The 18,684-nt window shown below is 70.8% G+C and carries 13 protein-coding genes; 9 read left to right on the forward strand and 4 right to left on the reverse strand.

What is annotated here, in order from left to right; all coding sequences use genetic code 11:
- The first annotated feature begins 77 nt into the window (after positions 1–77).
- On the forward strand, positions 78–1,313 hold the full coding sequence (locus ACFYW3_RS08060) for a GNAT family N-acetyltransferase (RefSeq protein ID WP_351754975.1): 1,236 nt from the start codon (positions 78–80) through the stop codon (positions 1,311–1,313).
- A 119-nt stretch (positions 1,314–1,432) separates the two neighbouring features.
- Here the strand turns inward: ACFYW3_RS08060 and ACFYW3_RS08065 are convergent, their stop codons facing one another.
- Together ACFYW3_RS08065 and ACFYW3_RS08070 are read right to left on the reverse strand one after the other, a co-directional pair.
- Positions 1,433–2,239 (reverse strand): Fpg/Nei family DNA glycosylase, encoded by an 807-nt coding sequence (locus tag ACFYW3_RS08065; RefSeq protein WP_053674906.1) that lies wholly within the window; start codon positions 2,237–2,239, stop codon positions 1,433–1,435.
- Between the two features lie 172 nt (positions 2,240–2,411).
- Entirely contained in the window at positions 2,412–2,897 is a 486-nt protein-coding gene (locus ACFYW3_RS08070; protein WP_351754971.1) for a ribose-5-phosphate isomerase, read from the reverse strand.
- A gap of 218 nt (positions 2,898–3,115) precedes the next feature.
- On the opposite strand from ACFYW3_RS08070, the gene ACFYW3_RS08075 reads away from it, so the two are divergent.
- Complete coding sequence (locus tag ACFYW3_RS08075; protein WP_351754969.1) at positions 3,116–4,549, forward strand: amino acid permease; 1,434 nt, start codon at positions 3,116–3,118, stop codon at positions 4,547–4,549.
- Between the two features lie 80 nt (positions 4,550–4,629).
- On the opposite strand, the gene ACFYW3_RS08080 is transcribed toward ACFYW3_RS08075, so the two are convergent.
- Positions 4,630–5,214: a biotin transporter BioY gene (locus ACFYW3_RS08080; RefSeq protein ID WP_389385848.1), complete on the reverse strand. Its 585-nt coding sequence runs from the start codon at positions 5,212–5,214 to the stop codon at positions 4,630–4,632.
- A gap of 283 nt (positions 5,215–5,497) precedes the next feature.
- On the opposite strand from ACFYW3_RS08080, the gene ACFYW3_RS08085 reads away from it, so the two are divergent.
- From ACFYW3_RS08085 to ACFYW3_RS08095, 3 genes are all read left to right on the forward strand, one after another.
- A complete protein-coding gene (locus tag ACFYW3_RS08085; RefSeq protein ID WP_389385849.1) occupies positions 5,498–6,895 on the forward strand; it encodes an amino acid permease in 1,398 nt (465 codons plus the stop codon).
- 231 nt (positions 6,896–7,126) lie between these two features.
- On the forward strand, positions 7,127–8,542 hold the full coding sequence (locus ACFYW3_RS08090; RefSeq protein ID WP_351754962.1) for an amino acid permease: 1,416 nt from the start codon (positions 7,127–7,129) through the stop codon (positions 8,540–8,542).
- Positions 8,543–8,783: 241 nt separating this feature from the next.
- Positions 8,784–9,440 carry a superoxide dismutase gene (locus tag ACFYW3_RS08095; protein WP_053674894.1) on the forward strand — a complete coding sequence of 219 codons (657 nt, stop codon included), beginning with the start codon at positions 8,784–8,786 and terminating at the stop codon, positions 9,438–9,440.
- Between the two features lie 147 nt (positions 9,441–9,587).
- On the opposite strand, the gene ACFYW3_RS08100 is transcribed toward ACFYW3_RS08095, so the two are convergent.
- Positions 9,588–10,235 carry a DsbA family protein gene (locus tag ACFYW3_RS08100; protein WP_351754959.1) on the reverse strand — a complete coding sequence of 216 codons (648 nt, stop codon included), beginning with the start codon at positions 10,233–10,235 and terminating at the stop codon, positions 9,588–9,590.
- Positions 10,236–10,362: 127 nt separating this feature from the next.
- Between ACFYW3_RS08100 and pepN the strand changes: the two genes are divergently transcribed.
- The 4 genes from pepN (at position 10,363) to ACFYW3_RS08120 (ending at position 18,478) form a co-directional block, all read left to right on the forward strand.
- A complete protein-coding gene (gene pepN / locus ACFYW3_RS08105) occupies positions 10,363–12,918 on the forward strand; it encodes an aminopeptidase N (protein WP_389385851.1) in 2,556 nt (851 codons plus the stop codon).
- A gap of 245 nt (positions 12,919–13,163) precedes the next feature.
- A complete protein-coding gene (locus ACFYW3_RS08110) occupies positions 13,164–14,126 on the forward strand; it encodes a hypothetical protein (protein ID WP_389385852.1) in 963 nt (320 codons plus the stop codon).
- 175 nt (positions 14,127–14,301) lie between these two features.
- On the forward strand, positions 14,302–14,868 hold the full coding sequence (locus ACFYW3_RS08115) for a CGNR zinc finger domain-containing protein (RefSeq protein WP_389385853.1): 567 nt from the start codon (positions 14,302–14,304) through the stop codon (positions 14,866–14,868).
- Positions 14,869–15,142: 274 nt separating this feature from the next.
- Positions 15,143–18,478, forward strand: a complete 3,336-nt coding sequence (locus tag ACFYW3_RS08120; protein WP_389385854.1) for a S8 family serine peptidase — start codon at positions 15,143–15,145, stop codon at positions 18,476–18,478.
- Positions 18,479–18,684: the final 206 nt, after the last annotated feature.

The raw sequence follows: 18,684 nt of genomic DNA on the forward strand, positions 1-18,684 counted from the left end.
GGTACCCCCGGACCTGAGGCACATCGCCGGTCGAAATCATTTCGACTGGGACGGAATGCCCTGGTAAGGATGGCCATATGGCTCTTGAGACGCGCGTATTGAAGGCTGATGAGTGGGATGCCTGGTACGACCACCTGGAACTGGCGTTCGGTGGTGTGCCCGAGTCCCCGGCGGAGCGGGAACTGTACAAGTCTCTGACGGAGACCGAGCGTTCGCTCGGCGTCTGGGACGGCGAGACCTGCGTGGGTTCGGCCGGCGCGTTCAGCTTCCGACTCTCCGTACCCGGCGGCTCGGTGGTGCCGGCGGCGGGGGTGACCATGGTGGGTGTGGCGCCGACGCACCGTCGGCGCGGGGTGTTGACGTCGATGATGCGCCGCCAGTTGGACGACATCCGGGCGGGTGGTGAGGCGCTCGCCGTGCTGACGGCCTCGGAACCGGCGATCTACGGGCGCTTCGGCTACGGCACCGGCGCGTACGGGCTGGCCGTCGACATCGACACGGTCCGGGTGCGGCTCGCCGTGCCGCCGGGCACGGACGAGGTCGTGCTGCGGCTCGTGGACCCGGAGCAGGCGCTGCCCGACTGCGAGCGGGTGTACGCCGAGCTGGTCTCCCGGCGGCCCGGGATGCCGGCCCGGCAGCCGGGCTGGGAGCGGCAGGCGCTGCTGGACCCGGAGAGCATGCGGGACGGGGCGTCCCCGCTGAAGTGCGTGGTGGCGCGGCGCCCGGACGGGGAGGTGGTCGGGTACGCGCGCTATCGGGTGAAGCCCGGCTGGGAGCTGACCGGCGCCGAGGGCCGGGTCGATCTGGCCGACCTGGACGCGCTGGATCCGGCGGCCACGGCCGCGCTGTGGCGCTACCTCTTCGAGATCGACCTGACCTCATCCGTACGGGCGACCCGGCGGCCGGTGGACGATCCGGTGCTGCACCTGGTCAGCGACGTCCGGCGGTCCCGGCCGTTCCCGCGCGACGCGCTGCACGTGCGGCTCGTGGACGTCAGCGCGGCCCTGGAGGCGCGGGCGTACGAGGCTCCGCTGGACGTGGTCCTGGAGGTGGAGGACGCGTTCTGTCCGTGGAACGAGGGGCGGTGGCGGCTGACCGTCGACGAGAAGGGCGGCGCGTCCTGCGTGCGGACGGCCGAGCCGGCCGAGCTGGAGCTGTCCGTACGGGAGCTCGGGTCCGCCTATCTGGGCGGGATCACCCTGGGCTCGCTGGCCGCCGCCGGGCGGGTCCGCGAGCTGCGCCCGGGCGCCCTGGCGGAGGCCTCGCGCGCCTTCCGGGGCGATGTGGCCCCCTGGCTGCCGCACGGGTTCTAGCGCTGCACGGGTTCCGGCGCCGCACGGGTTCTAGCGCTGCACGGGTTCCGGCGGGCGCCCGAGTCGCGGCACGGCACGGGTTGCGCGACTGTCGCACGGCGGCGGCGCCCGGTCGGGCACTAGCGCGTTTGGCAGTCGGGGCACCAGAAGAGGTTGCGGGCGGCGAGATCGGCGGTGCGGATCTCGCCCCCGCAGATGTGGCAGGGCATGTTCGCCCTCCGGTAGACGTACACCTCGCCGCCGTGGTCGTCCACCCTGGGCGGGCGTCCCATGGCCTCGGGCAGGTGTTCGTCGCGGACGGTGTCGATCCGGTTGTTCCGTACGCCCTCGCGCATCAGCAGGACCAGGTCGGCCCAGATCGCGTCCCATTCGCGGCGGGTGAGGTCCCTGCCGAGGCGGTACGGGTCGATGCCGTGCCGGAAGAGGACCTCCGCGCGGTAGACGTTGCCGACGCCCGCGATCACCTTCTGGTCCATGAGGAGGGCCGCCACGGTGGTGCGGGAGCGGGAGATCCGCGCCCAGGCCCGGTCCGGGTCGTCGTCCGGGCGCAGCGGGTCGGGGCCGAGCCGGTCGTGTATCGCCTTCTTCTCGCCGTCGCCGATCAGCGCGCAGGCGGTGGGGCCGCGCAGGTCGGCCCAGTGGTCCGCGTTCAGCAGGCGCAGCCGCACGGTGTCCGTGGCGGGTGGGGCCGGGGCGGGACCGAAGCCGAGCTTGCCGAAGAGACCGAGGTGGATGTGGATCCAGGCGTCCCCGAGTTCCAGGAAGAGGTGCTTGCCGTGCGCCTCGGCGCTCTCCAGCTCACGGCCGTCGAGCAGCGCGGCGCTCTCGGCGAACCGGCCCTGCGGGCTGCTGACCCGGACCGGGCGGGCGGCGAACCGCTCGGTGTGGTCCTGGGCGAGGCGGTGGATCGTATGCCCCTCGGGCACGGTGCTGCTCCTTGGGACACGACGACGGGACGACGGACGACGGGACGCCACGACGACGGGAGGGCCGGGCGGCCGCGACGGCACCGCCGGGCGGCCGCGCCACGGCACCGCCGGACGGCGGGCATGAAACCGCCGCGCCACCGGGGCTTTCCGGCGGCACGGCGGAGGGGTGTCAGGCCTGCGGGTGGTGGGCCGGGATCGGGGGCAGCTCGCCGGTCAGCTCGTAGGCGGAGAGCATGTCGATGCGGCGGGTGTGGCGCTCCTCGCCGGAGTACGGGGTCGCCAGGAAGGCCTCGATGAAGCTGACGGCCTCGTCCTGCGTGTGCATCCGACCGCCGACGGAGATCACGTTGGCGTTGTTGTGCTCACGGCCGAGCTTGGCGGTCTCCACGCTCCAGGCGAGGATCGCGCGGACGCCCTTGACCTTGTTCGCGGCGATCTGCTCGCCGTTGCCGGAGCCGCCGATCACGATGCCGAGGCCCTCGCCGTCCGCGGCGGTCCGCTCCGCGGCCCGCAGGCAGAAGGGCGGGTAGTCGTCCACCGCGTCGTAGATGTGGGGCCCGCAGTCGACGGGCTCGTGGCCGTTGTTCTTGAGCCAGTCCACCAGGTGGTTCTTGAGCTCAAAGCCGGCATGGTCGGATCCGAGGTACACGCGCATGGGTCGAGTGTGGCACGAGCCGGACCGCCGGCTCGCAACGGGTGTCGCGTAAATCACTTCTCAACCTCAAATAAACCCAAAGAACCCAGACAGGACGGGTCGGGACCTTCGACCCGGAGCTTGTGCCCAAGGCAACCATCGGAAGAAACTCTTCCGTATTGGAGGTAACTCAGGTTTGAATGCCGGGGCTCGCAACCCGAGAACCTAAGGAATCGTCCATGAGCTCCACGACGACCCTTCAGAAGGCAGGCGACCCCTCCGGCACCCCCGGCGACGCCAAGCCCTCCGACGGTCTGAAGGCCGGTCTCAAGAACCGCCACCTGTCCATGATCGCCATTGGCGGCGTCATCGGCGCCGGTCTTTTCGTCGGCTCCGGCGGCGGCATCGCCAAGGCCGGTCCCGCCATCCTCGTCTCGTACGCACTCGTCGGCGCCATGGTCGTCTTCGTGATGCGGATGCTCGGCGAGATGGCCGCCGCCAGCCCGAACTCGGGCTCGTTCTCCGCTTACGCCGACCGTGCGCTCGGCCGCTGGGCCGGCTTCTCCATCGGCTGGCTGTACTGGTTCTTCTGGGTCGTCGTGCTGGCCGTGGAGGCCACCGCCGGCGCGGTGATCCTCGAAGGCTGGGTCCCGGCCGTCCCGCAGTGGGCCTGGGCTCTGATCGTGATGGCGGTCCTGACCGTCACCAACCTCGGCTCGGTCGCCTCGTACGGCGAGTTCGAGTTCTGGTTCGCGGGCATCAAGGTCGTCGCCATCGGCGCGTTCGTGATCATCGGCATGCTGGCCGTCTTCGGCGTGCTGCCGGGCTCGGACAACCCCGGCGCCGGATTCGCGCACCTCACCGACGCGGGCGGATTCATGCCCAACGGTTGGGGCTCGATCCTGACCGGTGTGCTGATGGTCGTCTTCTCCTTCATGGGCAGCGAGATCGTCACCCTGGCCGCCGGCGAGTCCGAGGACCCGCGCCGCGCGGTCACCAAGGCCACCAACTCGGTGATCTGGCGCATCGGCATCTTCTACCTGGGCTCGATCTTCATCGTCCTGACCCTGCTGCCGTGGAACGACAAGTCGATCGTCGAGAAGGGCTCCTACGTGGCCGCCCTGGACTCCATCGGCATCGCCCACGCCGGCCAGATCATGAACGTGATCGTCCTGACCGCCGTGCTGTCCTGCCTGAACTCGGGCCTGTACACCGCCTCCCGCATGGCGTTCTCGCTGGGCGAGCGCGGTGACGCCCCGAAGGCCTTCGCCAAGGTCAACAAGAGGGGCGTCCCGACGGCCGCCATCCTGGGCTCCGTGGTGTTCGGCTTCGTCGCCGTCTACTTCAACTACGCCTTCAAGGACACGGTCTTCAGCTTCCTGCTGAACTCCTCGGGTGCCATCGCCCTCTTCGTGTGGCTGGTCATCTGCCTGACCCAGTTGCGCATGCGCAAGATCCTGGAGCGCGAGGCCCCGGAGAAGCTCGCCGTCAAGATGTGGCTCTTCCCGTACCTCACCTGGGCCACCGCGGGAATGATCACCTTCGTCCTGGCCTACATGGTCTACGACAAGGACAACCGCGAGGTCGTCCTGCTCTCCCTGCTGGTGGCGGCCGTCGTGCTGGCCATCGGCGTGGTGCGCGACATGCGCCGCAAGGCCGCCGCGCGCGTCTGAGCGATCGATTGCCCGTGAACGACAGCAGCCCCCGGACCGCCGCTCGCGGTCCGGGGGCTGCGTCGTCGACGCGTACGGGATCAGCCGCGGCGGCCGGCCAGCTTCCAGGCCGCCGGCAGGGCGCCCATGGCCAGCGCGGCCTTGAGCGCGTCGCCGAGCAGGAACGGGGTCAGGCCCGCCGCGACGGCCGCGCCGAAGGACATCCCGGTGGACAGCGCCAGGTAGGGCACGCCGACGGCGTAGACGAGCGCGGAGCCGAGCACCATCGTGCCCGCCGTGCGCGCGACCGAGCGGTCGGCGCCGCGCCGCGCGAGGGCGCCGACGACGGTGGCGGCGAGCAGCATGCCGAGCACGTAGCCGAAGGAGGCGCCGCCGGCGCCCGAGGTGCCGTCCGCGAACCACGGCACGCCCGCCATGCCCAGGAGCGCGTACAGGGCCAGCGAGAGGAAGCCGCGCCGCGCGCCGAACGCGGTGCCGACCAGCAGGGCCGCGAAGGTCTGGCCGGTGACCGGAACCGGGGAGCCGGGGACGGGCACGGAGATCTGCGCGGCGATGCCGGTGAGCGCGGCGCCGCCGACGACGAGCGCGATGTCGCGGACGCGGCTCGCGGGCAGCAGGTCGGCGAGGACGGCGCCGGGCCGGAAGGAGACGGAAGCGGTGCTCATCGAAAGGCTCCGGGGGTGGTGGTGACGGGACGATCACCGACGTTAGTCCGGTGCAGGGCTCCGCCCCACCGCCGGCCGGGACAAAGCCGTACTCCCCGGTTTGGTGGGGAATACACAAAGAGCCCGGGTCACACCCCAGTTGAAGTGATCCGCATCACGAGCAACTACCGCCCGCACGTCCGTTTTGCGCGGATGGACGGCCTCCAGCGAGACTGTAGGTTCCCTCCAACCAGTCGCGGAGCCCCCACCGCCGCCAGGCCGAACGAGAGTACGAGCACTCCTCATGCGCGACCTCCTGCCCGACCCGCCCGCCACCACGGGTGAGCTCCCCTCCGAACCCCTCAGCCACAGCCTGAAGCAGCGCCACCTGACCATGCTGGGCCTCGGCGGCGTCATCGGCGCCGGGCTCTTCGTCGGCTCCGGCGCCGGCATCGGCATCGCCGGCCCCGCGATCATCTGCTCGTACCTGCTCGCGGGCGTCCTCGCGATGCTCGTGATGCGGATGCTCGGCGAGATGTCGGCCGCGATGCCCGCCTCCGGATCGTTCTCCGTGTACGCGGAGAAGGCCCTGGGGCGGTGGGCCGGCTTCTCCGCCGGCTGGCTGTACTGGTTCCTGCTGGTCGTGGTGCTCGCCGTGGAGGCGACCGGCGCCGCGAAGATCGCGAACGGCTGGGTGCCGTCGGTCGACCAGTGGATCTGGGTGTTGATCTTCATGGTGGTCTTCACCGTGAGCAACCTGGCCGCCGTGAAGAACTTCGGCGAGTTCGAGTTCTGGTTCGCCGCGCTGAAGGTCGGCGCGATCGTCCTCTTCCTGATCCTGGGCACCCTCGCCATCTTCGGCCTGCTGCCCGACACCGACCCGATCGGCTCGGCCAACCTGACCGGCCACGGCGGCTTCTTCCCCGCGGGCATGGGCGGCGTGGTCGCCGGCATGCTCGCCGTCGTCTTCGCCTTCGGCGGCCTGGAGGTCGTCACCATCGCGGCGGCCGAGTCCGACGACCCGGCCCGCTCGGTCGCCCGCGCGGTGCGCAGCGCGGTGTGGCGCATCCTCTTCTTCTACGTCGGCTCGATGGTGGTCATCGTGACCCTGCTGCCGTGGGACTCCCTGGAGCCGGGGCAGAGCCCGTACGTGGCCGTGCTGGACTCGATCGGCATCCCGGCGGCCGGTCAGATCATGAACATCGTGGTCTTCGTGGCGCTGCTCTCGGCCCTCAACGCGAACCTGTACGGGTCCTCGCGGATGGTGTTCTCGCTGGCCGAGCGGGGCGAGGCGCCCAAGGGGCTGCTGCGGGTCTCGGGCGGCGGGGTGCCGCGCCGGGCGGTGTTCGCCTCGGTGGCGTTCGGGTTCGTCTCGGTGGTGCTGAACCTGCTGTGGCCGGACACGGTCTTCCTCTACATGCTCAACGCGGTCGGCGCGGTGCTGCTGTTCGTGTGGGCGCTGATCGCGGTCTCGCAACTGCGACTGCGTCGCGTGCTGGAGCGGGAGATGCCGGAGCGGCTGACGCTGCGGATGTGGCTGTTCCCGTACCTGACGTGGGCGGCGCTGGTCGGGATGGCCGTGGTGCTGGTCCTGATGCTGTTCGACGACTCTGCGCGGCCGCAGTTGCTGTGGTCCACGGGCGCGGCCGCCGCGGTGCTGGTCGTGGCGGGAGTGCGGGAGCTGCGGGCCCGGCGGGCCTGAGCCCCCTCGCCGTACGCGGAACAGGCCCGGGACCGGTGTCCCGGGCCTGAGCCCCCTCGCCGTACGCGGAACAGGCCCGGGACCGGTGTCCCGGGCCTGTTCCGCCTCCGCGCGGGGGTGAACACGTCCCGTGAGGCGAGAGTCCGCATGCTGGACGGCGAACGTCCGGTTATCGGACGATCGGCAGACTGGGCCCCCTCCCGTCCCCGCACCGGACAAGGCACCACCCCCATGAGTCAGAGCACCCTGAATCCGTCCGACCGGCAGTCACCGCCGACCGAACCGGGGTCCTCCCCCCTCGGCAACGGCCTCAAGCAGCGCCACCTCTCGATGATCGCCCTCGGCGGGGTCATCGGCGCCGGGCTCTTCGTGGGCTCCGGCGCAGGCATCGCGGCCGCGGGCCCGTCGATCGTGATCGCGTACGCCGCGTCCGGGATCCTCGTGATGTTCGTGATGCGGATGCTCGGCGAGATGTCCGCCGCCAACCCCGCCTCCGGATCGTTCTCCGTGCACGCCGACCGCGCCATCGGCCCGTGGGCCGGCTTCACGGCCGGCTGGATGTTCTGGACCCTGTTGTGCGTGGGCGTGGCCATCGAGGCGATCGGCGCGGCGCACATCATGACGGGCTGGTTCCCGGGCACCCCCTCGTGGATGTGGGTGTTGGCGTTCATGGCGCTCTTCTGCGGGGCCAACCTGGCGGCGGTCTCCAACTTCGGCGAGTTCGAGTTCTGGTTCGCCGCCCTCAAGATCGGCGCCATCGCGCTGTTCCTGGGCCTGGGCGTGCTCGCCGTCCTGGGCCTGCTGCCCGGGACCTCCTCCCCCGGCTCCGCGAACCTGCTCCACGACGGCGGCTTCCTGCCCAACGGCATGGACGGCCTGCTGGTCGGTCTGCTCGCCTCGGTCGTCGCGTACGGCGGCCTGGAGACGGTGACCATCGCGGCGGCCGAGTCGGAGAACCCCGTCAAGGGCGTCGCCCGGGCCGTGAAGACCACCATGTGGCGGATCGCGATCGTCTACGTCGGATCGATGCTGGTCATCGTCACCCTGCTGCCGTGGAACGACCCGGCGGTGCCCGAGGACGGACCGTACGCCGCGACCCTGGACCACCTGGGCATCCCCGCGGCCGGCGAGATCATGAACGTGGTCATCCTGATCGCGCTGCTCTCCGCGATGAACGCCAACATCTACGGCTCCTCGCGCATGGCCTACTCCCTGGTCGCCCGCGGACAGGGCCCCAAGGCGCTCGGCAAGGTCTCCGGCGGCGTGCCGCGGCGCGCGGTGCTCGCCTCCTCGGGCTTCGGCTTCGTCACCGTGCTGCTGTCCTACTGGTACCCGGACACCCTGTTCGCCTGGCTGCTCAACATGGTCGGCGGCGTGATCCTGGTCGTCTGGGGCTTCATCGCCGTCTCCCAGTTCGTGCTGCGCCGCCGGCTGGAGCGGGAGGCCCCCGAGAGGCTGGTCGTACGGATGTGGGGCTTCCCGTACCTGACCTGGGTGGCGCTGGCCGGGGTCGTCGGCGTGCTGGCGCTGATGGTCCGCGGTGACGACACGCGGGTCCAGGTCCTCTTCACCGGCGGACTGACCGTCGCCCTCGCCGTCACCGGTTATGTGATGCAGCGTCGGGCCGGGTCGCGCGAAACGGTCTGACCCCCCGCCACTTTCCCGCTCCACCACCCCTCCACCGCCGTTCCACCCCCGCTCCACCCCTGGTCGAAGGCCGGGTTCATGCGATCGCATGGGCCCGGCTTTCGGCTTTCCGGCGGTCTTGACAAGAGAGGTGACCCTTACTCGTCGTCAGGAATAGATACTGCTAGCGTGCAGTTGCGCATTGATTGCAATAACTGTCGCACCATGAGCGGTTGGCACGCTGAGGGGACCGGATACACGCATGGCCATCTACACGCTTCCTGAGCTTCCGTACGACTACGCGGCGCTGGAGCCGGTGATCAATCCGCAGATCATCGAGCTGCACCACGACAAGCACCACGCGGCCTACGTCACCGGGGCCAACAACACGCTGGAGCAGTTGGCGGAGGCGCGCGACAAGGAGAACTGGGGCGCGCTGAACGGGCTGGAGAAGAACCTCGCGTTCCACCTCTCCGGCCACATCCTGCACAGCATCTACTGGCACAACATGGCCAGCCCGAAGACCGGCGAGGGCGGCGGCGAGCCGACCGCGGCCGACGGCCTGGGCGACCTGACCGACGCGATCACCGAGTCGTTCGGCTCCTTCGCGAAGTTCAAGAAGCAGTTGACCTTCGCCGCGTCCGCCACGCAGGGCTCCGGCTGGGGCGTGCTGGCGTACGAGCCCATCAGCGGCCGTCTGATCGTCGAGCAGGTCTACGACCACCAGGGCAACGTCGGCCAGGCCTCCGTGCCGGTCCTCGTGTTCGACGCCTGGGAGCACGCCTTCTACCTTCAGTACAAGAACCAGAAGGTGGACTTCATCGAGGCCATGTGGAACGTCGTCAACTGGCAGGACGTCTCCAAGCGCTACGCCGACGCCAAGGCCAACACCCCGCTGCTGATCCCCGCCAAGGGCTGATCGGCGCCACCCTCCCGTCCGCCTCGTGATCGTCTTCTCAACCTTCGCGTGCGGGCGTGTCCAACGGAAAGCCCCCGCGAGGACGTGACTCGCGGGGGCTTTTCGTGGTGTCGGGCCGGCGGACCGGCCGGGTACCGCTCGCGGGGACTACTCGAAGGACGGGCCCTTGTCGCGGGTCCGCTTGATCTCGAAGAAGCCCGGCGTGGAGGCGACGAGCAGGGTGCCGTCCCACAGGCGGGCGGCGTCCTCGCCGCGCGGGGCGGGCGTGACGACGGGACCGAAGAAGGCGACGTCCTTGCCGTTGTCGCCGGGCACGGAGATCACCGGGGTGCCGACCTCCTGGCCGACCCGGTTGATGCCCTCGTTGTGCGACTCGCGCAGGGCCTCGTCGTACTCGTCGGAGGTTCCGTACGCGGCCAGCTCCACCGGGAGACCGACCTCGGCCAGCGCCTCGGCGATCACCTCGGGGGTGTTGCCGCGACCCTCGTTGTGGATGCGGGTGCCGAGCGCCGTGTAGAGCTTGCCCGTCAGCTCGGAGCCGTGCTTCTGCTGCGCCGCTATGACCACGCGGACCGGGATCCAGGCCTCGGGGCCGAGGAGCTTGCGGTAGGACTCGGGCAGCTCGTCCAGCTTGTTCTCGTTGAGCACGCCGAGGCTCATCACGTGCCAGCGGACCTCGACGTCGCGCACCTTCTCGACTTCGACCATCCAGCGCGACGTCATCCAGGCCCAGGGGCAGAGCGGGTCGAACCAGAAATCGACCGGGGTCTTCTCGCGCACCTGCGTGTCGGGCATGTCTCTCCTCAAGTCACATAAGGCGTCTCTGGTCATGGTTCCCCCTCCCCAACCAGCCCGGGACCCCCCGCATTCCCCCCGTGCGAGGATTCGACGGAAGACGACGATCACGCACGAAGGAGTGCACGTGCCCGGAGAGAATCTGTCCCGTGACGAGGCCCGCGAACGGGCCGCGCTGTTGTCCGTCGACGGGTACGAGGTGGTCCTGGACCTGCGGTCGGCGGTGGACGGGGCCGAGCCGGCCGAGGGCCCCCGGACCTTCCGCTCGGTGACGACGATCCGCTTCCGGGCCGCCGCCGGCGCCACCACGTTCGCGGACCTGATCGCCCCCTCGGTGAACGCCGTGACCCTGAACGGGACCGAGCTGGACACCGCCGCCGTCTTCGACGGCTCCCGGATCGCCCTGGAGGCACTGGCCGCCGAGAACGTCCTGGTCGTGGACGCGAACTGCGCCTACAGCCGGACCGGCGAGGGCATGCACCGCTTCGTCGACCCCGAGGACGGCGAGGTCTACCTGTACACCCAGTACGAGCCGGCGGACGCCCGGCGGGTGTACGCGAACTTCGAACAGCCCGACCTGAAGGCCCCGTACCGCTTCGAGGTGACCGCGCCCGAGGGCTGGCAGGTGTGGAGCAACGGCGTCGAGGAGTCCCGCGAGGGGCTGACCCGCCGGTTCGCCGAGACCGCGCCGATCTCCACCTACATCACCTGCGTGGTGGCGGGTCCGTACCACTACGTGACGGACACCTACACGCGCGGGGACCTGACGATCCCGCTCGGCGCGATGTGCCGCAAGGGGCTCGCGAAGCACTTCGACGCGGATGATGTCTTCCTCGTCACCAAGCAGGGCTTCGACTTCTTCCACGAGCACTTCGACTACCCGTACCCCTTCGGGAAGTACGACCAGGCGTTCGTGCCGGAGTACAACCTGGGCGCGATGGAGAACCCGGGGATGGTGACGTTCCGCGAGGAGTACATCTTCCGAGGCAAGGTGACCCGGGCCTCCTACGAGCGCCGGTGCAACACGATCCTGCACGAGATGGCGCACATGTGGTTCGGCGACCTGGTCACCATGAAGTGGTGGGACGACCTGTGGCTGAAGGAGTCCTTCGCGGACTTCATGGGCTCCTTCTCGCAGGTGGAGGCCACCCGCTTCGACCAGGCGTGGGTCACCTTCGCCAACAACCGCAAGGCGTGGGCCTACCGGGCCGACCAGCTGCCGTCCACGCACCCGATCACGGCCGACATCCGCGACCTGGAGGACGCGAAGCTGAACTTCGACGGGATCACCTACGCCAAGGGCGCGGCGGTCCTCAAGCAGCTCGTGGCGTACGTGGGCCGGGAGGCGTTCCTGGAGGGCGCGCGGCGCTACTTCAAGGCGCACGCGTACGGGAACACCACCCTGGACGACCTGCTGTCGGTGCTCGGCGAGGTCTCCGGGCGGGACATGGCGAAATGGTCGCGGGCCTGGCTCCAGACGGCCGGCGTGAACGCGCTGACGCCGGTGGTCACCCACGACGCGGGCGGCCGGATCACCGAACTCGCGGTGGTTCAGGAGGGCGACGAACTCCGGCCGCACCGGGTCGCGGTGGGCCTGTACCGGATCGAGGACGGCTCCCTGGTGCGCTTCGCGCGCGCCGAGACGGACGTGGCGGGCGCCCGGACGGTCGTGGCCGAACTCGCCGGGCAGGAGCGGCCCGACCTGGTGCTGGTCAACGACGAGGACCTCACCTACTGCAAGATCCGCTTTGACGAGCGCTCGCTGTCCACCCTGCGCTCGCACCTGGGCGGCCTGACCGACCCGCTGGCGCGGGCCCTGTGCTGGTCGGCGCTGTGGAACCTGACCCGCGACGGGCTGATGCCGGCCCGGGACTTCGTGTCCCTGGTGCTGGCGCACGCGGGGCGCGAGACGGACGTCGGCGTGCTCCAGCAACTGCACGCACAGGCGCTGTCGGCGGTCTCCCACTACGCGGCGGCGGAGTGGCGCGAGCAGGGCGGCCGGGTGCTGTCGGCGGTCGCGCTCCAGGAGCTGCGGATGGCCGAGCCGGGCTCCGAGTCCCAGTTGACGTGGGCCCGGTTCTTCGCGGCGAGCGCGGCGACGGAGGGCGACTTCCAGTTGCTGCTGGGGCTGATGGACGGTTCGGCGCGGATCGACGGGCTGGACGTGGACCAGGAGCTGCGCTGGGACTTCCTGCTGCCGCTGGCGACACACGGGGCGGTGGACGAGGCGGCCCTGGCCGCGGAACTCACCCGCGACGACACCGCGTCGGGCAAGCGGCACCAGGTCCGGTGCCTGGCGGCGCGCCCGTCGGCCGCGGTCAAGGACCAGGCGTGGGCCGCGGTCGTGGAGTCGGACGCGCTGTCCAACGCGCTGGTCGAGGCGACCATCTCCGGTTCCCAGCAGTCCTCGCAGCGGGGGCTGTTGGCCCCGTACGTGGGCCGCTACTTCGAGGCCATCGAGCGGGTGTGGGCCGACCGTTCGATCCAGATCGGCATGCACGTGGTGAAGGGCATGTACCCGTCCCTCCAGGACTCGCAGAGCACGGTCGACGCCACCGACGCGTGGCTGGCCGCGCACGAGTCGGCCCCGCCGGCGCTGCGCCGACTGGTCCTGGAGTCCCGCGACGACCTGGCCCGGGCCCTGCGCGCCCAGGCCTGTGACGCGGCGGCGGCGACGGCTTAGGCCCCCGCGGCGTCCCGGAGCCCGCGCCCGCCTCGTACGCGAGGCGGGCGCGGGCAGATCGGGGGCAGATCGGGGTCCGGGTGGCGGCCTCGGGCCGGCGCGCCGGGTCCGCGCAGGTGAACGGCCTCGGGCGAAAGGCGCTATCGGCAGTCGAACGCCCGTACTTTAGTGCGGGGTTGTCCCGATTTGCCGACGGGACTGTAACAAGGGTTAGCGGGCCCCCGTCGTGCGGGAACCTCCGGCACATGAACCACAACACGCCCCTCCCCCTCGCCCACCTCACCGGCAGCCGCCCCCGCGTGCTCACCCTCGCGCAGCTCCGCGAGCACGGCGTCAGCGCCTCCGACGCCGCCGGGCGGCCCTGGCGGCAGATCCTGCCCGGGGTGTTCCTGCTCCACTCGGGCGCCGCGACCAGCGAGGAGCGGCTGCACGCGGCGCTGCTCTACGCGGGCCGACGCGGCGCCGGCGAGGCCATGATCACCGGAATGGCGGCCCTGGCCCTGTACCGGTTCACCTCCGCTCCCCCGCTGGCCGGACTCCCGCACATCGACGTGCTCGTACCCGGCAACCGCCGGCCGCGCTCCACCGGCGACGTGCGGATCCTGCGGACCCACACCCCACCCCGGTCGCAGGAGGTGTCCGGCATCCCCGTGGCCCCCGTCGCCCGGGCCATCACCGACGCCGTCGCCCGGATCTCCGACGCCGGGGTCGTACGCCGCCTGCTGAGCGAGGCGGTGCGCGGCGGGCACTGCGAACCGGCCGCCGTCGTCCGCGAACTGACCGTGGCCCGGCTGCTGAACCGGCCCCACGTGGTCGACGCCGTCGAGTCCCTGCTCGCCGAGGGCCGGGCCATCGCCGAGGACCGGCTGTACCAGCTCGTCCGGGGCCACGGCCTCCCCGAACCCGTCTGGAACGTGGACCTGCGGCTGCCCGGCGGCCCGCACCTCGGCGGGGTCGACGCGTACTGGCCCGAGCAGGCCGTCGCCATCGAGATCGACACCCGCGCCCCGCGCCAGGACGAGGACGAGGAATGGGCGGAGTGCGTCCGCAAGCGCGAGACGCTGGAGCGGCTCGGGGTGACCGTCCTGCACCTCACCCCCCGCAAGCTCCGCGACTGGCCCGAACAGCAGGCCTCGGTGGTACGGACGGCCCTGACGGCGTCGGGAGACCGCGAGCCGGCGGCCTACCTGGTCGTCCTCCCCCGGTGAAGCGGAACGCCCGAGCGCCCGAGCCCCGGACGCCGTCCGAGCCCCACACGGCGTCCGAGCCCCACACGGCGTCCGCGTGCGGGACGGCGGCCGATCCCCGGACGCGGAACCACCGGCCGGGCGTACCGGTCACGTACCCTCGCAGGGTTGGCGAGGGGCGGCGGGAGGCGAGGGCATGACGACACGGACCGGCGCGGACCCGCGCCCGCTGACCGGCGAGCCGGTCTCCCTCGACCTGCTGAACACTCGCTGGATCGAGGACGGGGAACCCGTCGACCTCTTCGCGAGCGCCGCCGGGCTGACCCGGGTGCGAGGGCTCGCGGTCTGGTTGGAGAGCGCCGGTCTCGCCGAACGCTTCCGGGCCGACGCCGCGACCCTCGTCCATGTGCTGACCGCCCGCGAGGCCCTGGCGCGGTTCGTCGCGGATCCGGCCGACGCGGGCGCGCGGGCCCTGATCGACGCCGTGTTGGAGCACGGCCGGATCCGGATCACCTTCACCGCCGAAGGCGCGGGCGAGCGCGCCGAGTTCACCGATCCGACCTGGGGCCCGGCCTGGACCGCGGTTCGCGGCCACGTGGAGCTGTCGGGCACCGCCGCGGATCGGATCCGCGTGTGCGCCTCGCCGACGTGCGGGCTGCGTTTCCTCGACGACTCCCGCGACGGCACCCGACGGTGGTGTTCGACGGCGTGCGGCGACCTCGGCGAGGGCCCGCGACACAACGCGCGCACGCGCGAGCGCTGAACGCTCGAAAGTTGTCACACCTGCCCCACGGCTGAAGTCCACCGCGATGCCGACATGCGACCGGTAAGTCGATAAATCCACTCTCCGACCCCTGCGATGCGTCCTGCTATGCCCCGGTCCGGGGCCCATGGCGGGTTCCCCGCGCCGGCGGGAGTCCGCCATGTCAGGTCTCGGTCAATGACAACACTCCCCAAACAGCTGTCACTTGCGCAAAGCTGACCGGTCATCCGGCACCGAAATCCGGACCGTATCTTTCACTTAGCCAGGGATGCTGATGACCCTCGAATCCCCCAGCTCCACGCCCGGGGCCATACCCGGCGCCAGACGCGTCGCCCGCGTCGCGGCCGCCGCAGGCCTGGTGGCCGCGCTCTGCGCGACCGGAGCCGTTCCCGTCTTCGCCGCGACGGGAGCCACTGACCCCGGCTCCTCCGCGCCGGTCAAGTCCGCGGACCAGAAGCTCGGTTCGGCCGACGCCGAACTGCTTCAGGAGGCCAAGGCCAAGGGTGACAAGAACGTCACCGTCATGGTCGCGACCACCCCGGGCGAGACCAAGCAGGTCGCGCAGCAGCTCGACGCCGTCCAGGGCGCCTCGGTGGGCCGGACGTACGACAAGCTCGGCTACGTCCGCGCCACCCTGCCGACCGACAAGGCCGAGGCCGCGCTGAAGGCGGCCGGCAAGCTGTCCTCGGTGCACGGCATCGACCTGCGGCACGAGATCCAGCTCCCGGACCCGCGTCCCGACGCGGGCAAGGAGACCGGCAAGGCCAAGAAGACCGCGGCCGAGACCTACCCGGGGCCGGGCAAGGACACCCCCGCGAAGAACCCGTACAACCCGTCCTTCGAGACCGGCGCGGTGGACTTCGTCAAGAAGAACCCGAAGGCCGACGGTCGCGGCGTGACCATCGGCATCATGGACTCGGGCGTCGACCTCGGCCACCCGGCCCTTCAGAAGACCACCACCGGCGAGCGCAAGATCGTCGACTGGGTCACCGCGACCGACCCGATCACGGACAACGACGCCACCTGGCGCGCCCAGATCACCCCGGTCACCCCCTCCGGCGGCAGCTTCACCGCGGGCGGCCAGAGCTGGAAGGCCCCCGAGGGCACCTTCCAGTGGAGCCGCTTCAGCGAGTCGATCACCGCGACCGGCGACGCCAAGGGCGACGTCAACCGCGACGGCGACACCACCGACCGGTTCGGCCTGCTCTACGACCCGGTCGCCGGGACCGTCCGCGTCGACACCGACCAGGACGGCGACTTCACGAACAACGAGCCGATGAAGCCGTACAAGGACGGCTACCAGATCGGCTACTTCGGCACGGACAACCCGGCGACCGATGTCGTCGAGCGCATCCCGTTCGTGATCGAGATCCGCAAGGACGTCCCGATGGACCCGCTGGGCGGTGACTGGGTCGGCAAGAAGGCCGACTTCGTCAACGTCGGGATCATCGAGTCCGAGCACGGCACGCACGTCGCCGGCATCACCGCCGCCAACAGCCTGTTCGGCGGCAAGATGAACGGCGAGGCGCCCGGCGCCAAGCTCGTCTCCTCGCGCGCCTGCTCCTGGTCGGGCGGCTGCACCAACATCGCGCTGACCGAGGGCATGATCGACCTCGTCGTCAACCGCGGCGTGGACATCGTCAACATGTCGATCGGCGGCCTGCCGGCGCTGAACGACGGCAACAACGCGCGCTCCGAGCTCTACAAGAACCTCATCGACACCTACGGTGTCCAGCTCGTCATCTCGGCGGGCAACGAGGGCCCCGGTGTCAACACCATCGGCGACCCCGGTCTCGCGGACAAGGTCATCTCCGTGGGTGCCGCCGTCTCCAAGGACACCTGGGCGGCCAACTACGGCTCCGGCGTGAGCAAGAAGTACAACATGTTCCCGTTCTCCTCGCGCGGTCCGCGTGAGGACGGCGGCTTCACGCCGACCATCACCGCCCCCGGCGCGGCCATCAACACCACCCAGACCTGGCTGCCGGGCTCCCCGGTGGCCGAGGCGGGCTACACCCTGCCGGCCGGCTACTCCATGCTCCAGGGCACCTCGATGTCCTCGCCGCAGGCGGCGGGCGCCGGCGCCCTGCTGATCTCGGCCGCCAAGCAGCAGCACATCGCGCTGACCCCGGCGAGCCTGCGGGTGGCGCTCACCAGCACCGCGAAGAAGATCGCCGACGTCCCGGCGCACGCCCAGGGCTCCGGTCTGATCGACATCGTCGGCGCGTGGGAGTCCATCCAGCGCAACGCCAAGGCCGAGGAGTTCACGGTCAAGGCCCCGGTCGACACCGCGATCGACCAGTTCCTGAAGACCCCGGGCTTCGGCACCGGCCTCTACGACCGCGAGGGCGGCCTGAAGGTCGGCCAGAAGAAGGTCTACGACGTCGTCGTCACCCGCACCACGGGCGTCAAGTACGGCACCCGGCACGACCTGACCTGGCGCAACAACGACGGGACCTTCAAGGTCATCGGCGGCTACGACTACGTCACGCTGCCGCTGAACAAGCCCGTCACCATCAAGGTCGAGGCCAACGCCAAGTCGGCCGGCGTCCACAGCGGCATCCTGCAGCTCGACGACCCGACCACCGAGGGCATCGACAAGCAGATCCTCGCCACGGTCGTCGCCGCCAGCCCGCTGGCGAAGCCGTCCTTCACGCTGTCGGACACCTCCTCGGTGCAGCGCAACAGCCACAAGTCGTACTTCGTGACGGTCCCGCAGGGCGCCAAGACCCTCGAGGTCGCCCTGGGCGGTCTGAAGGACGGCAGCCAGACGCGCTTCATCTCGATCCACCCGTACGGCACGGGCGTCGAGGACAGCGCGACGACCCAGTGCTACCCGAACTACAACAACCCGGCGAACACCTGCCGCCCCGACCTGCGGTCGTACGCCGAACCGCAGCCCGGTGTCTGGGAGATCGAGGTCGAGTCGCGCCGTACGTCGCCGCTGCTCGACAACCCGTACAAGCTGGACGTCTCCGTCCTCGGCGCGGTCTTCGACCCGGCCGTCAAGGTGCTGCCCGAGGTCAAGCAGGGCACCCCGGCGCCGGTCCAGCTGACCGTCAAGAACGAGGCCGCGGCCATCTCCGCCGGCAAGCTCCAGGGCGGCCCGCTCGGTTCCGCGAAGGTCGCCAAGCCGACCATCGCCAACGGTGAGACCCAGACCAGCGAGGTCACGATCGGCGAGGGCGTCTCCCGCCTCGACGTCGCGATCGGCAAGGTCTCCGACACCGGTGCGGACCTCGACCTCGAGGTCTACAAGGACGGCGTCAAGGTCGGCACCTCCGCCGACGGCGACTCCGAGGAGGCCGTGAGCCTGGTCAACCCGGCCGCCGGCACCTACTCCGTGAAGGTCATCGGCTACGCGATCCCGGCCGGTACCACCACGTACGACTACCGCGACGTGTTCTTCTCGGCCGCCCTGGGCTCCGTCCAGGTCGACGAGGCCGCCGCGGTGAACCTCGCCACCGGCGCCTCCGCGCAGGTCTCGGCGAACGTCCTGGTCAACAGCGCGGCCCCCGAGGGCCGTCAGTTCTTCGGCCAGGTCAAGCTGCTCAACGCCCGCGGCACCGCCGCCGGCACCGGCAGCGTGCAGATCGAGAAGGTCCTGCCGTAACGGCGACCGGCTGATCGCGTGACGAGGGGCGGGCGCTCGAACCGAGCGCCCGCCCCTTCGGCGTTCCCGCGGCGAGCGCCTCACCGTCGGCCAGGCCGATGCCCGCGCTCGGCACGCGTCCCTCGGCACGCGTCCCTCGGCGGGCGAGGAGGAGGTGCCGCGCACCGGGGGTGGGCAGGACGGATGCGGCGACGGCGACGGCCGCG

The sequence above is a fragment of the Streptomyces sp. NPDC002602 genome (assembly GCF_042889445.1).
Lineage (GTDB): Bacteria > Actinomycetota > Actinomycetes > Streptomycetales > Streptomycetaceae > Streptomyces.

What these genes read in the sequence shown, in the direction of transcription:
- ACFYW3_RS08060 (WP_351754975.1), top strand. Translation starts at nt 78, where the DNA reads ATGGCTCTTGAGACGCGCGTATTGAAGGCTGATGAGTGGGATGCCTGG.
- ACFYW3_RS08070 (WP_351754971.1), bottom strand. Translation starts at nt 2,897, where the DNA reads ATGCGCGTGTACCTCGGATCCGACCATGCCGGCTTTGAGCTCAAGAAC.
- ACFYW3_RS08075 (WP_351754969.1), top strand. Translation starts at nt 3,116, where the DNA reads ATGAGCTCCACGACGACCCTTCAGAAGGCAGGCGACCCCTCCGGCACC.
- ACFYW3_RS08080 (WP_389385848.1), bottom strand. Translation starts at nt 5,214, where the DNA reads ATGAGCACCGCTTCCGTCTCCTTCCGGCCCGGCGCCGTCCTCGCCGAC.
- ACFYW3_RS08085 (WP_389385849.1), top strand. Translation starts at nt 5,498, where the DNA reads ATGCGCGACCTCCTGCCCGACCCGCCCGCCACCACGGGTGAGCTCCCC.
- ACFYW3_RS08090 (WP_351754962.1), top strand. Translation starts at nt 7,127, where the DNA reads ATGAGTCAGAGCACCCTGAATCCGTCCGACCGGCAGTCACCGCCGACC.
- ACFYW3_RS08095 (WP_053674894.1), top strand. Translation starts at nt 8,784, where the DNA reads ATGGCCATCTACACGCTTCCTGAGCTTCCGTACGACTACGCGGCGCTG.
- ACFYW3_RS08100 (WP_351754959.1), bottom strand. Translation starts at nt 10,235, where the DNA reads ATGCCCGACACGCAGGTGCGCGAGAAGACCCCGGTCGATTTCTGGTTC.
- ACFYW3_RS08110 (WP_389385852.1), top strand. Translation starts at nt 13,164, where the DNA reads ATGAACCACAACACGCCCCTCCCCCTCGCCCACCTCACCGGCAGCCGC.
- ACFYW3_RS08115 (WP_389385853.1), top strand. Translation starts at nt 14,302, where the DNA reads ATGACGACACGGACCGGCGCGGACCCGCGCCCGCTGACCGGCGAGCCG.
- ACFYW3_RS08120 (WP_389385854.1), top strand. Translation starts at nt 15,143, where the DNA reads ATGACCCTCGAATCCCCCAGCTCCACGCCCGGGGCCATACCCGGCGCC.